The sequence below is a fragment of the Vibrio sp. DW001 genome (assembly GCF_029016285.1).
In the GTDB taxonomy this organism is placed as follows: domain Bacteria; phylum Pseudomonadota; class Gammaproteobacteria; order Enterobacterales; family Vibrionaceae; genus Vibrio.
In genome coordinates this window covers 3,361,985-3,375,244 of the sequence record NZ_CP091975.1, presented here as the reverse complement: position 1 = coordinate 3,375,244, position 13,260 = coordinate 3,361,985, and the positions used below count along the sequence as shown (strand labels likewise).

Annotated in this window: 15 protein-coding genes; 7 read left to right on the top strand and 8 right to left on the bottom strand. The window is 40.6% G+C overall.

The window, feature by feature from the left end; translation table 11 throughout:
* From mlaE to L3V77_RS15340, 7 genes are all read left to right on the top strand, one after another.
* Complete coding sequence (gene mlaE, locus L3V77_RS15370) at positions 1–792, top strand: lipid asymmetry maintenance ABC transporter permease subunit MlaE (RefSeq protein WP_275134920.1); 792 nt, start codon at positions 1–3, stop codon at positions 790–792.
* A 2-nt stretch (positions 793–794) separates the two neighbouring features.
* Positions 795–1,274, top strand: a complete 480-nt coding sequence (mlaD, locus tag L3V77_RS15365) for an outer membrane lipid asymmetry maintenance protein MlaD (protein WP_275134919.1) — start codon at positions 795–797, stop codon at positions 1,272–1,274.
* A gap of 5 nt (positions 1,275–1,279) precedes the next feature.
* On the top strand, positions 1,280–1,933 hold the full coding sequence (locus L3V77_RS15360; protein WP_275134918.1) for an ABC transporter substrate-binding protein: 654 nt from the start codon (positions 1,280–1,282) through the stop codon (positions 1,931–1,933).
* Positions 1,930–2,235: a lipid asymmetry maintenance protein MlaB gene (locus L3V77_RS15355; protein ID WP_275134917.1), complete on the top strand. Its 306-nt coding sequence runs from the start codon at positions 1,930–1,932 to the stop codon at positions 2,233–2,235. The genes L3V77_RS15360 and L3V77_RS15355 overlap by 4 nt, the downstream gene beginning before the upstream one ends.
* Before the next feature lie 12 nt (positions 2,236–2,247).
* On the top strand, positions 2,248–2,502 hold the full coding sequence (ibaG, locus tag L3V77_RS15350; RefSeq protein ID WP_195704440.1) for a BolA family iron metabolism protein IbaG: 255 nt from the start codon (positions 2,248–2,250) through the stop codon (positions 2,500–2,502).
* A gap of 7 nt (positions 2,503–2,509) precedes the next feature.
* Positions 2,510–3,775, top strand: coding sequence for a UDP-N-acetylglucosamine 1-carboxyvinyltransferase (gene murA / locus L3V77_RS15345; RefSeq protein WP_275134916.1), 1,266 nt, complete (start codon positions 2,510–2,512; stop codon positions 3,773–3,775).
* 91 nt (positions 3,776–3,866) lie between these two features.
* On the top strand, positions 3,867–4,598 hold the full coding sequence (locus L3V77_RS15340; protein WP_275134915.1) for a 1-acylglycerol-3-phosphate O-acyltransferase: 732 nt from the start codon (positions 3,867–3,869) through the stop codon (positions 4,596–4,598).
* Positions 4,599–4,671: 73 nt separating this feature from the next.
* On the opposite strand, the gene L3V77_RS15335 is transcribed toward L3V77_RS15340, so the two are convergent.
* From L3V77_RS15335 to L3V77_RS15300, 8 genes are all read right to left on the bottom strand, one after another.
* Positions 4,672–5,061 (bottom strand): RidA family protein, encoded by a 390-nt coding sequence (locus tag L3V77_RS15335; RefSeq protein ID WP_275134914.1) that lies wholly within the window; start codon positions 5,059–5,061, stop codon positions 4,672–4,674.
* A gap of 126 nt (positions 5,062–5,187) precedes the next feature.
* Entirely contained in the window at positions 5,188–5,679 is a 492-nt protein-coding gene (locus tag L3V77_RS15330; RefSeq protein ID WP_275134913.1) for an arginine repressor, read from the bottom strand.
* Positions 5,680–6,075: 396 nt separating this feature from the next.
* Entirely contained in the window at positions 6,076–6,540 is a 465-nt protein-coding gene (gene pyrI / locus L3V77_RS15325; RefSeq protein ID WP_275134912.1) for an aspartate carbamoyltransferase regulatory subunit, read from the bottom strand.
* A 14-nt stretch (positions 6,541–6,554) separates the two neighbouring features.
* A complete protein-coding gene (gene pyrB, locus L3V77_RS15320; RefSeq protein WP_195704435.1) occupies positions 6,555–7,484 on the bottom strand; it encodes an aspartate carbamoyltransferase in 930 nt (309 codons plus the stop codon).
* Positions 7,485–7,897: 413 nt separating this feature from the next.
* Positions 7,898–8,902 carry an ornithine carbamoyltransferase gene (argF, locus tag L3V77_RS15315; protein ID WP_275134910.1) on the bottom strand — a complete coding sequence of 335 codons (1,005 nt, stop codon included), beginning with the start codon at positions 8,900–8,902 and terminating at the stop codon, positions 7,898–7,900.
* A 129-nt stretch (positions 8,903–9,031) separates the two neighbouring features.
* The gene (arcC, locus tag L3V77_RS15310) at positions 9,032–9,946 is read right to left on the bottom strand and encodes a carbamate kinase (RefSeq protein ID WP_275134909.1); all 915 of its coding nucleotides are present in this window, start codon (positions 9,944–9,946) and stop codon (positions 9,032–9,034) included.
* 49 nt (positions 9,947–9,995) lie between these two features.
* Entirely contained in the window at positions 9,996–11,216 is a 1,221-nt protein-coding gene (gene arcA / locus L3V77_RS15305; protein WP_275134907.1) for an arginine deiminase, read from the bottom strand.
* A gap of 590 nt (positions 11,217–11,806) precedes the next feature.
* Positions 11,807–13,252, bottom strand: a complete 1,446-nt coding sequence (locus tag L3V77_RS15300) for a YfcC family protein (protein ID WP_275134906.1) — start codon at positions 13,250–13,252, stop codon at positions 11,807–11,809.
* Between the last annotated feature and the right edge of the window lie 8 nt (positions 13,253–13,260).

Sequence of the window (13,260 nt, the reverse complement as noted above, 5' to 3'; positions counted from 1 at the left end):
ATGCTTAATCCTTTATTGAATTATTTAGAAAGTTTGGGTGCAAATGCGATAAGTCGTTGTCAGTCTTTTGGGCGAGCGACAATCATGTTGAGTGGGGCTATTTTTAATCGACCGCACCCAATTAAAAATTTTCCACTATTAATCAAACAACTTTACAGTATTGGTGTCCAATCTCTCGCTATTATTGTCGTTTCTGGTCTGTTTATAGGTATGGTACTAAGCCTTCAAGGTTTTGTTGTTTTAATTGATTATGGCGCAGAAGGCAGTTTGGGGCAGATGGTGACGCTTTCGCTCTTAAGAGAATTAGGGCCAGTGGTCACGGCATTACTGTTTGCAGGTAGAGCCGGTTCAGCACTTACGGCTGAAATAGGTTTAATGAAGGCAACAGAGCAAATTTCTAGCCTTGAAATGATGGCAGTAGACCCATTAAAACGGGTCATCGCTCCAAGGTTCTGGGCTGGGTTGATCTCTATGCCTCTGCTCGCTATGATTTTCATTACTGTTGGTATCTGGGGCGGTCAAATTGTAGGTGTGGATTGGAAAGGTGTCGACCATGGTAGTTTTTGGTCAGCAATACAATCATCCGTTCAACTGGGACGAGATGTAGGTAACAGTTTTATAAAGTGTATGGTTTTTGCAATTACCATCACTTGGATTGCTTTATTTAACGGCTATGATGCGATACCAACATCTGAAGGTATAAGTAAAGCGACAACACGCACGGTAGTGCACTCTTCTTTAGCCGTTTTAGGACTGGATTTTGTCTTAACAGCGTTGATGTTCGGGAATTGATAATGCAACAAACACGTAAATTGGAATTATGGGTCGGTGCCTTTGTATTGGCTGGTGTAATCGCCGTTTTAATCATGATATTTAAAGTAGCAAATGTCACCGGGTTAAGTTCAGGAAACGCCTACAATCTACAAGCTTATTTCGATAATATCGGAAGCCTTAAAGTACGTTCACCAGTAAAAATTGGTGGTGTCGTGGTGGGGAGAGTAAGTGCTATTGATTTAGATAAAGAGACGTTTACACCTCTGGTTACTTTATCTATCGAAGACCAATATGGACAGTTCCCTGAAACATCAAGCGCAGAAATTTTGACCTCTGGTTTGATTGGTGAGCAATATATCGGACTTATTCCTGGCTTTGTCGATGATGATATTGAAATGCTCGGTAATGGCGATTTTATTGAAGACACCAAATCGGCTTTGGTATTGGAAGATCTCATTGGACAAGTTTTATACAGCGTTAATGGTTCTGACGAGGAGTAATGGGTATGAGTTGGATAAAACAGATTATTCAAGTTGTCATTGTGATGACGGTTATTTCGGGTAATAGTTACGCTCAAGATATCGATAAAACTCAACCTTATGAGATGATAAAGGAAGTGTCTCAGAATTTATTTGACCGCTTAAAAGTGGAAAATGAAAGTATTAGAGAAAACCCTGAGATACTAAAGGTTGTCGTAGAAGAAGAACTTATGCCTTATATCGACTATCGATACTCAGCGCTAAAGGTATTGGGTAGTCATCTAAAAAAAGAGAAAAATAGAGAAAATGTTAAAGAGTTCGTCGTTGCTTTTCGTGAATACCTCGTTACTTCGTATGCGCAGGTCTTAACGTTATACTCTGATCAAATCGTTCAATTTGAACCCAAAAAAGCGGTCGACGCAAATAAGAGAAATACGAGTGTTAAGGTTGATGTTGTTGACGCTCCAAGACCTGATATTAGGCTTGAATTTAAGCTGAGAAAAAATAAAAAGACCGGAGAGTGGTTGGCTTTCGATATTGTAGCAGAAGGCGTGAGCTTATTATCAAGTAAGCAGTCGGAGTGGGGACCAAAAATAAGAAAGGAAGGTATTCCGTCTGTTTCTCAAGAACTTATGGTTTTGTCCGCTAGGCCTATTCGATTTGAAGGAGAGGCAAAATGAGTGAGTGTCAATGGCAAGCAAACGCCAATGGCTATGCTCTTTCAGGTGAACTTACTCGAGACTCTGTTCCTAGCGTTTGGGTGGATATTCAAGGCTGGACACCGACTCAATCTGAATGTGAAGTCTCTCTTGAACAGACTCACCGAATAGATTCAGCTGGAATGGCTATGTTAATTCATTTAATTCAGCATGCAAAAAATTCAAACTGTCATATAATGCTCAGCTTCGTGCCGGAGCAGTTACGAACATTATTCCAATTGAGCAACATAGAAACCATGTTGGTTAATCATATAAAAAAATAGATGGGATCTATCGTGGAAAGTATAGACGTAAAAAAAATCCTAGAAGAAGCTCTTGAAATTCAAGAGATTCATGTAAAAGGTAGCGGAAGTCAATTTGAAGTCATCGCGATTGACGCGTGTTTTGAAACTCTAAGTCGAGTCAAAAAACAACAATTAATTTACTCTCCTCTGATGGAATACATTCAGAGAAATGATATTCATGCAGTTACAATTAAAGCGTTTACTCCAGAAGAGTGGGAACGCGACAAGAAATTGATGTCGTTATAAGGTTTATATGGAAAAGTTTAGAGTTACAGGTTCCCATCAACCACTTAATGGTGACGTTGAAATCGGCGGAGCAAAAAACGCGGCCTTACCAATTTTATTTGCAGCAATCTTGGCCGAAGAACCGGTTGAAGTATCGAATGTGCCTAAATTAAAAGACATTGATACGACCATGGAACTGCTTAAGCGCCTTGGTGCAAAAGTTAGTCGCAATGGTTCGGTTCATGTGGATAGCAGCACGATAGATGAATATTGTGCGCCATACGATTTAGTGAAAACGATGCGCGCCTCTATTTGGGCTTTAGGTCCTTTAGTCGCCCGTTTTGGTAAAGGACAAGTATCTCTTCCTGGTGGATGTGCAATAGGCGCTCGACCTGTCGATCTACATATCCATGGCCTAGAACAATTAGGGGCCACTATCACCCTTGATGAAGGCTATGTTAAGGCTGAAGTAGATGGACGTCTAAAAGGCGCACATATCGTCATGGACAAGGTAAGTGTTGGTGCAACCATCACTGTTATGTGTGCGGCTGCACTAGCCGAAGGTACGACGGTTCTAGATAATGCGGCCCGAGAACCTGAAATCGAAGATACCGCCCAATTTCTTAATACGATCGGCGCGAAAATCTCTGGTGCAGGTGGCGATACGATCACTATTGAAGGCGTAGAACGTTTAGGTGGTGGTAAGCACTCAGTACTACCTGATCGTATAGAAACAGGAACATTCCTTGTCGCGGCCGCTGTTTCTGGTGGCAAAATAGTGTGTAAAAAAACGCAATCGTCTCTGCTTGAAGCGGTATTAGCTAAGTTAGAAGAAGCAGGGGCAAAGATTGAAACGGGTGAAGATTGGATAAGCCTTGATATGACGGAACGTGAACTAAAAGCTGTTTCGATCAGAACAGCGCCTCATCCCGGCTTTCCAACCGATATGCAAGCTCAATTTACGTTATTGAATATGATGGCTAAAGGTGGTGGTGTTATCACTGAAACTATCTTTGAAAATCGTTTTATGCATGTACCTGAATTACAACGTATGGGTGCAAAAGCTGAAGTTGAAGGCAACACGGTTATATGTGGTGACGTCGAAGAACTCAGTGCTGCTCAAGTAATGGCAACGGACCTTCGTGCTTCTGCAAGTTTAGTTATCGCAGGGTGTATTGCGAAAGGCGAGACAATTGTTGACCGAATTTATCATATTGATCGTGGCTACGAAAAAATAGAGAACAAGCTGAATAAACTTGGTGCTCAAATAGAACGGTTTAGTGAATCTAGCTAATAAACTAGATTAATTGAAAGCCGAAATCTAGATGATTTCGGCTTTTTGATTTCTAACTCTTTTGTACAACTAACCATCGCGGAGAAGTTAAATGGTTGCATTATTACGTGTTATTGCAGTGATAATATTTGCAGTATTCATGTTTGTATTTGGTTGTGGGTATAGCTTGCTTACACCACGTAACCCCAAGTTGGTTTACATTATCGGTGGTAAGTTTTGCAAGATGGCCAGTATCTTCGGGTTTAAGTTGGAATTAAGATTTCCAGAAGATGCGTATGAAAGAGGCCAAAACTTGTACGTAGCAAATCACCAAAATAATTGGGATCTATTTACTGTGTCCGCAGCAGTAACACCGAAAGTGGTGACAGTTGGGAAAAAAAGTTTGGTTTGGGTTCCACTGTTCGGTCAACTTTATTGGATCACTGGAAACATTCTGATCGATCGCTTCAACCGTTCGAAAGCGAAAGGTACGATCGATCAGGTGGTGGATAGTATGAAATCGAGTGATGTATCGGTCTGGATGTTTCCAGAAGGTACACGTTCACGAGGACGTGGATTATTGCCATTTAAAACAGGTGCATTTCATGCTGCTATAGGTGCTGGTGTCCCTATTATCCCGATTGTTTGTAGCTCGACCCAAGGTAAAATAAAGTTTAATCGTTGGAATAATGGCCACGTTATTGTAGAGATGTTGCCACCAATAAAAACAGAAGGTTACGCTAAAGAAAATACCCGAGAGCTAGCAAACTTAGTCCGTGAGCAGATGAAAGCGAAGTTGGAAGATCTGGACGCCGAAGTTGACCGCCTTAATACAAAAAAATAGTTATTAACGACACATAAAAAGCGCATATGATACCTTTCAGATGCGCTTATTTAATTCTCAGTGAGCAACCGTTTTATCTTACTGCAATTGCTTCTATTTCAATCTTTACATCTTTTGGTAATCGGGCCACTTCAACGCAAGAACGAGCCGGGTAGTTTGCAACGTTGTGCTCATCAAAAAACTGACCATAAATTTCATTAACTGTACCAAAGTCATTGAGATCTTTGACAAAAACGGTCATTTTAACAATATTAGAGACGCTTAATCCTGAAGACTCGACCACGGCTTTAACGTTCTCTAATGATTGACGAGCCTGTTTGGCTATATCATCTGAAATAATGTCCCCAGTCGCTGGAATGACAGGAATCTGTCCTGAGGTCATCACCATATTACCCAAATCAACACCTTGTACATAAGGGCCAATAGCGGCTGGTGCTTGTTCAGTATGAAGTACTTTAGTCATTTTTAATCCTTAATGTAGACATGTATTATTTCACCCAATGCGGTTGTCTAGGCGCCACACGCATAGCCATTCAGTTGTGAACGATGATGCACTAGCGGTAAAGTATCTATTGATGAAATATCGGTTTTATAGAGACATACCTAGGCGCTTACGTACTATCGCTTCGCATTCAGAAATACGGTTTATATCTTTTGGTGCGACCATCACTGTATCATTTCCTCCGACCGTTCCCAATATCTCTTCGTGAGGCTGCATATCTATAATGCGCGCAACGAGTTGAGCACTGCCTGGGTGAGTCTTCACTACAACGACAAGCTGGTTATGGGTAACGAACTCAACCTGAGACGAAATGGATGAATCTACTCTAATGCCCTCATTTTCCATGGAGAGGCAATAAACCTTTTTTCCATAAGCGTTGGGTATTTTCACAACGTTAAGTTTGGTTAAAATACGTGAAACGGTAGACTGGCTTACGTCGTCATAACCAAGGTCGATAAGTTCATTCCTTAAACTTTCTTGTGTGCTAAAGCTTTGCTGTTGCAATAAACGTCTGCATATGTCGGTAATGCTATCTTCGTTAGCTGTTTTGAAATCGTTAGAATAAGTAAGATTGTTCACGAACTGCGCCTTAATTATTGGAGAGTGTTTGAAAGCTGGTTCAATGATCCGTTTGTTACCCAGAGCCAATTAATAGGTTTTTCTTATCTATTTGTATTCATTATGATAATTTTACCCATTGTGGTGATTTTAACAGTGCAGAAACACGGTTTTGTTGAACCTGATCACCAAATAAAAATATAGTAAATTGGCCTATTTAAAGTGCAATTGAGTATTTATATTCATTTTTATAAGTCATTTATCCAGAGTAAAAGAGCCATAAAGAGATTAACTGAGCGCTAACAATGAGTTGAAGCAATTGGAAGGAAGAGAGAGATTACTAGTTATTCTTTTTTTTTGTATATCGAACACAAATAGCTCACAAAATTTGTGAGCTATTTGCCTAAATTGAGAATGTTAATTTCGCTCAGTGACAATTTCCCGAGAGAATACTTTTTCACAATATTTGCATTTTAGCTGGATATCATCGACTTTTTTGATGACGCTGAAGTTGCTATCAACAGGCTCTCCATGCGAGATGCAATTTGTATTTGGACACGAGAATACCGCTTCAATTTTATCAGGAAAATCGAGTGCAAGTTTTTTGGTAACTTCATAATTTTCGATTTGGTTAACGGTCGCATTGGGAGCATACAAGGCCAATTGATTGGCTTGATCCTCGGTGATGTAGACATTTTCAATTTTGATCAGATCTTTAGCGCCCAATGCTGATGAAGGTAGGTTAAGTCCCATGGTGATGCGTTGTTCACTCTTATGCATCCTAAATAACTTAAGTACCTTTATCCCTACGTGAGCAGGAATATGGTCAATGACAGAGCCGTTCTTAATTGCTTCTACTTGTAGATGTGCCTTGTTTACCATTTGTTATTCCTCACTTAAAGATCTTGATTAAGTACTAGTGCGAGTAGTGCTTCACGTGCGTAAACGCCATTTTCTGCTTGTTGAAAATAATAAGCATGTTTGGTTTTATCTACATCGTTGGCGATTTCATCTACTCGTGGTAGTGGATGGAGTACTTTCATGTTTTCTCGGGCGTCAGAAAGTTGCTCGGCTGAAAGGATAAATGCAGATTTGATATGGGCGTACTCAGATTCATCAAATCGCTCTTTTTGAACTCGAGTCATATAGAGAATATCTAGCTCAGGTATCACATCATCCATTTCCGTATGCAAACTGTAAGGGATACCAGCGTTGTCCAGCTCCTCACATATATAATCAGGCATCGCGAGTACATCAGGTGCAATAAAGAAGAAACGGTTATTCTCAAACTTAGCTAAGGCTTGGGTCAATGAGTGAACGGTTCGACCATATTTTAAATCACCCACAAGAGCAACATTGAGGTTGTCCAGTCGGCCCTGAGTTTCATATATTGAGAATAGGTCAAGCAAAGTCTGGGTTGGGTGTTGGTTTGCCCCATCTCCACCATTAATAACGGGTATGCCGTTTGAAAATTCAGAAGCGAGTCTCGCTGCCCCTTCTTGAGGATGGCGCATGACAAAGGCATCTACATACGAGGAAATAACCTGTACAGAGTCAGCAAGTGTTTCCCCCTTTTTAGCCAGAGACGTATTACCACCATTATCAAAACCAATGACGGTTCCGCCTAGGCGTTGGATAGCGGTCTCGAACGAAAGGCGTGTACGAGTAGATGGCTCAAAAAAACAGCTTGCGATGACTTTATTTTTCAAGAGTTCTGGATTGGGTTCAGATTTCAGTTTACCAGCGGTTTCTACGATTAATTCAAGCTCATTGCGTTGAAATTCTGGGATGGAAATGATGTGCTTTTTAAACAGCGAGTTCGCCATGACGCTCTTCCCTTTTTAGTTGGTATAAATCATTTAGACAAAAAAAAGCCCCCTTAAACAAGGAGGCTTTATTGAACAAAATAACAAAAACAAGAAATGAATATAATGCCGATACCAGTCGGCAGCACACCTGATTTTTTAGTTCTACAGGGTTCATTTTCTATCTCTGTTTAGACAAATTGCCGGAGATTATACTCGCCTTTTTTGTGAACGCAAGCGATTACATCAACTTTTAATGAAATGCATTACATTACGATTGAGGAACACATGAAGGCATACATTTTAATCTTTAAAACAATCGGTTAAGTAATTTATGTGAAAAATGATGGTTTCAATAAGTCATCTTGTGCAGTGAATAAAAAAGCCGAGAATAACAGAAAACTTGATCTGTAATTCTCGGTTATCTTAAACCGTTACTGACCTAGTGTTGCAACCATTATTGCTTTAATAGTGTGTAATCTATTTTCCGCTTCATCAAATACGATTGAGTGTTCAGATTCAAATACATCCTCTGACACCTCTAGTCCTGACATACCATATTTCTCAGCGACTTCTTTCCCAACCGTCGTTTCATCATTATGGAATGCGGGTAGACAATGCATAAATTTCACATGAGGGTTGCCGGTCGCTTTGATGGTACTCATGTTAACTTGATACGGAGTCATCAATTTTACACGTTCATCCCAAGCTTCCTGAGATTCTCCCATTGATACCCAAACATCGGTGTACAGGAAGTCACAACCTTGAACGCCTTCTTGCACGTTTTCTGTCATGGTGATTTTTGCACCAGTCTTTTCTGCAATGTTTTTACATGTTGCAACCAAAGACGCTTCTGGCCAGAATTGTTTAGGGGCAACAAGTCTGATATCCATCCCCATTTTTGCCGCACCAACAAGCAATGAATTACCCATGTTATTGCGAGCATCACCAAGGTAGGCGAAGGTTATTTCGTGTAGCTGCTTGCCCCGTCCATGTTCTATCATCGTTAAGAAATCAGCAAGAATTTGAGTAGGGTGAAACTCATTGGTTAAACCGTTCCAAACGGGAACACCAGCGTGAGCACCTAACACCTCAACAATCTCCTGACCGAAACCGCGATATTCAATACCATCGTACATACGCCCTAATACACGAGCCGTGTCTTTCATTGATTCTTTGTGACCAATTTGTGAGCCAGAAGGACCGATGTAGGAGACTTGTGCGCCTTGATCAAATGCGGCAACTTCAAATGCGCAGCGAGTACGCGTTGACGCTTTTTCAAAAATAAGAGCAATGTTTTTACCAGTAAGGCGTGGCTGTTCGTATCCGTTATATTTTGCTTTCTTAAGTTCAGCCGAAAGCTCTAGAAGATGCTGTATTTCACGTGGTGTGAAGTCTAGTAGTTTCAAAAAGTTACGGTTTCGAATGTTAAAAGCCATGTTGATTCCCCTTAATGCTTTGGGTGGAAATAAAGTTAGAGTGGAAACGGGCTATCTTTTTATTTTTGACGATAACCAGATTCAATTATTTATATGTAACTCATTATGGAGTTAAAGTGAATATATATTCTATATTTTTGCAATAATATTTGTTCCTGTGTCACCTTTTAGTATACGTAAACCATCTTGCAATGAGCCAATACCAACAAATTTGCCACCGGAATTGATAAATTCACAAGAGGCTGTAATTTTGGGTCCCATCGAACCATCATCAAATTGATACTTGGCCAATATGTCAGGTGTTGTTTTTCTTATCGCTTCTTGAGTGGGCTTACCCCAATCTAAATATACAGCGTCGGTGTCGGTTAAAATGAGTAACGCGTCCGCATCTAATTGTTTTGCTAGATAAGCAGCAGACATGTCTTTGTCAATCACCGCCTCGACTCCCACCAGCTTTTGGTTTTCATATTTTACAGGAATGCCGCCACCACCTGCACATATGACAAGGTGGTTGCGTTCTATTAATGCTGAAATTGCATCCACTTCAACTATCCCTGTCGGTAATGGGCTAGGCACAACTCGACGAAAATAGTCGCCATCCGGTTTAATGGTCCAATGGTATTTTTCTGCTAATGAACGCGCTTCGCTTTCTTGATATATTGGGCCAATAGGCTTGGTTGGATTGATAAATGCGGGGTCTTCAGGATCTACCGTCATTTGCGTAAGCATGCAAGTTACGTCTGTTTTTGGAAGACAATTTTTAAGTTCCTGCATCAACATATAGCCGATCATTCCTTGGGTTTCTGAACCGAGCACATCAAGAGGGTATGGGTTTACCTTTTTGTACTCTAGTCCTTGAAGTGCTAATAGTCCGACTTGAGGTCCATTACCATGCACCAATACCACATTATATTCGCTTGCTATTTCTGCGATGGTTTTCGCGGCTGTAGCGATGTTCACTCGTTGAGTTTCGGCTTCTAGTGGTTCACCACGTCGAAGTAAGGCGTTGCCACCTAATGCGACTATTACCGTTTTCTTATCCATTTTTGATCTCCATGCCGGTTATCTCACCCGCATATTTACATTCGTTTAATTAGATATCGTCACGTTCTACTGGACAGCTCATACAACGGGCGCCTCCGCGTCCTCGTCCTAACTCATCTCCAGGAATGGGTAAGACAGTAATACCTGCTTTGTCGTATTTTTCATTCGTGTATACATTGCGCTCGTACCCTATGACGACCCCAGGCTTCACTGTTAATACATTGTTGGCGTCATTCCATTGCTCACGCTCTGCTTCAAAACTGTCGCCCCCGGTTGTAATAAGGTTAAGTTGATCTACCTGTAATGCTTTTTCAATTGCAGTGACGAAGTAGCCCTCTTCCTTAACATTCACCGTTCCTGTTTCATCGCCAGTAAGTTTCCAACATTTAATATCTTTACGTATCACTTCAGGATAAATCGAAAATGTATCTTCTCTCATGTGAGTCATCACGGTATCGAGATGCATGCATGAACGGTGCTTCGGTAGTTCCATGGCGATAACTTGTTTCGCCTGACCATGCTTAAATAGACCAGAGGCCAATTGCTCTACGCCTTGAGGGGTGGTTCTTTCCGACATTCCTATCAATACAGCGCCTTTGCCAATAACAAGAACATCTCCACCTTCTATAGTGGAGTAATCGTAGTTTTTCTCTTCATCACCAAAGTATTTAATGAACGCTTGACCTGAAAAAGTAGGGTGCCAGCGATAAATTGCTCTTAGATGATTGGTTTCTCGCTGACGAGCTCGTTTCGCCATTGGATTTATTGATACTCCCCCATACACCCAGCATGACGTGTCGCGAGTAAAAAGGTGGTTTGGTAATGGTTTAATAATAAAGTCGTTTTCGTTGTGCATTCCGCACACCATAGATGACGATGGAAGCGGCATCTCACCATAGCTGAGTCCACCTAGCAGTATTGAGGCCATTTCGCTATTAGTTTGATCGCCAAGAAAACATCTGACGTCATTAGCGAACCGCGGACCAAATCGAACCGTCGAAATTTGAGTATCTAATAACCATTCTTTAGCTTCAGGTACCGCTAACGTCTCCGTTAGTAAGTCATGTAGCAAAAGGACTTCTACCCCTTGATTACGGAGTGTTTGTGAAAATGCATCGTGCTCTTTACCTGCTTGCTCTACTGCTAAGACATCATCAAACAATAAATCATGGCAGTTTGATGGGGTTAGATGACTAAGAGCTCGCTCTGGACGGTGTAATAAAACACGGCGTAGTTGACCTACTTCAGAACCAACGTAGAAATTACTCATAACACAATCTCTCTTTAATAATGAATTATAATCAGACCTGATTAAATTCAATCAGATATTTAATATAGACTTCCATCTCTAGTTGGTTTTTATAATACCGTTAATACTTATATTAACTAGGATCTTAATCACACAGTTTTACAAGTTTTTAGCTGTACTAATATGGATTTATTATTCATGTTGTATAAAGTCCTCGGATGATATTTTATGGCGATTACCATCGTTTTTATGTAGCTAAGTCATTGATTTTAAAAGTATGAATAATTATTCCCGGATTTTTATTCAATATCGCCTAATTATTTTATTTACCTGATTGTACATAATATTCATCTAATTCATCTTATTACTCGATTCTTATTGTTTTTAGGTGTTATTTTTGTATTATTTTTTCTATTAACATGATCCCCGTCAATTAAATTGACGGGTTTTTGCTATGAACGATGAAATGGTTGTCTAGAGGTGTTTAAGGAAAAAATCCAGTTGATTAGTTAGAATAAGTGAAACAATATTCACAAAAAATAAAATTCATAAATAGTAAATAATAAAAAGGCCGCTATATATAATAGCGGCCTGTAAAAAAACAGAAGTAACTATAATAATGCGCCAATACTTAATGCAATCATGATGAAGGCAGTTAATATAACGAGTAATGGAGCAACCCACTTAATCCATCGAACATAGGGTACACGTGCTATCGCCAAACCGCCCATTACAACCGCAGAGGTAGGGGTAATTAAATTAACGACACCTGACGCGGATTGATAAGCGGTAACGACAAGCTCTCTACTGATGCCTGCAAAGTCGGCGAGTGGAGCCATTATAGGCATCGTTAATACGGCTAAGCCAGAAGTTGACGGAACCAAAAATGAGAGTAATACCTCTAACCAATACATGACATTGATAAACATGACTGAAGAGAGGCCGGTGACAATATGTTCTGCGGAATTAAGTAGTGTATCAGTGATCATTCCACGGTCCATGATGACGACTATTCCTCGGGCAATGCCTATAATCAGCGCAACGCCAAGTAAATCTCTGGCACCATCAATGAAGCTAGATGTGAGTTCCTCTTCACTCATCTTGGCAACAAGGCCGATTATAATCGTTGCCGCAAGAAACATTGCAGACAGTTCTGCCATCCACCAACCAGCAACCGCGACGCCATATATCATAACGCCAAACGAAGCAGCAAATAAAGTGAGAATCACTTTTCTAGTGGTGGTGAATTCTAATGCTTCACCGGAATTATCGCCTAAAAAGTGTTCGATGTTTTCATCATATTTGTCGTATACAATGGATTTGGTTTTATCGGCACGCACCATTTTGGCGTATCGCATAACATACGCAACACAGATACCCCAACCAATAAATAAAATAGCCATTCGTAGTATTAATCCGTCTGTAAATGGAATACCGGCAGCGTTTGATGCAATGACCGTTGCGAATGGATTAATGGTGGAACCGAGTGTGCCTATTCCAGCGCCAAGCAGCACAGTAGCCGCGGCAACGACCGGATCAAATCGTGCAGCAAGCATTACAGGAACTAATAAGGTATAGAAAGGGAGAGATTCTTCTGCCATGCCATAAATGGTACCTCCTGCTGCAAAAAGCGCCATCAAAATGGGTATCATTAACTCTTCACGGCCTTCTAGTCGATGCATCACGCGCTCTATACCAGCGTCGATGGCACCAGTTTTGGTCACTAATCCTAAGAAACCACCAATAACTAAAATAAATAAAGAAACATCTATTGCAGCGGCAGAATAGGATTCGTGATCGTAGAAACCATCAATAGGGGCAAGAAATATATCAACAATACCTTGAGGATTGCTTTCAACTGCTTGGTAGGTTCCTGCAATTGGGACTTCTCTTCCAAGTTCTTCGTTCATCGTTCTTTCGTATTGACCAGCGGGAACGATCCAAGTCATTAAAGCGACTATCGCGATCAGAGCGAAAAGAATAGTGTATGCAGATGGAAACTTAAAATTAGCAAAGAGTCCTTTTTTGTCTTGTTGGTTTACTGCATGTGTTGTCATTATTATCT

What these genes read in the sequence shown, in the direction of transcription:
- mlaE (WP_275134920.1), top strand. Translation starts at nt 1, where the DNA reads ATGCTTAATCCTTTATTGAATTATTTAGAAAGTTTGGGTGCAAATGCG.
- mlaD (WP_275134919.1), top strand. Translation starts at nt 795, where the DNA reads ATGCAACAAACACGTAAATTGGAATTATGGGTCGGTGCCTTTGTATTG.
- L3V77_RS15360 (WP_275134918.1), top strand. Translation starts at nt 1,280, where the DNA reads ATGAGTTGGATAAAACAGATTATTCAAGTTGTCATTGTGATGACGGTT.
- L3V77_RS15355 (WP_275134917.1), top strand. Translation starts at nt 1,930, where the DNA reads ATGAGTGAGTGTCAATGGCAAGCAAACGCCAATGGCTATGCTCTTTCA.
- murA (WP_275134916.1), top strand. Translation starts at nt 2,510, where the DNA reads ATGGAAAAGTTTAGAGTTACAGGTTCCCATCAACCACTTAATGGTGAC.
- L3V77_RS15340 (WP_275134915.1), top strand. Translation starts at nt 3,867, where the DNA reads ATGGTTGCATTATTACGTGTTATTGCAGTGATAATATTTGCAGTATTC.
- L3V77_RS15335 (WP_275134914.1), bottom strand. Translation starts at nt 5,061, where the DNA reads ATGACTAAAGTACTTCATACTGAACAAGCACCAGCCGCTATTGGCCCT.
- pyrI (WP_275134912.1), bottom strand. Translation starts at nt 6,540, where the DNA reads ATGGTAAACAAGGCACATCTACAAGTAGAAGCAATTAAGAACGGCTCT.
- pyrB (WP_195704435.1), bottom strand. Translation starts at nt 7,484, where the DNA reads ATGGCGAACTCGCTGTTTAAAAAGCACATCATTTCCATCCCAGAATTT.
- argF (WP_275134910.1), bottom strand. Translation starts at nt 8,902, where the DNA reads ATGGCTTTTAACATTCGAAACCGTAACTTTTTGAAACTACTAGACTTC.
- arcC (WP_275134909.1), bottom strand. Translation starts at nt 9,946, where the DNA reads ATGGATAAGAAAACGGTAATAGTCGCATTAGGTGGCAACGCCTTACTT.
- arcA (WP_275134907.1), bottom strand. Translation starts at nt 11,216, where the DNA reads ATGAGTAATTTCTACGTTGGTTCTGAAGTAGGTCAACTACGCCGTGTT.
- L3V77_RS15300 (WP_275134906.1), bottom strand. Translation starts at nt 13,252, where the DNA reads ATGACAACACATGCAGTAAACCAACAAGACAAAAAAGGACTCTTTGCT.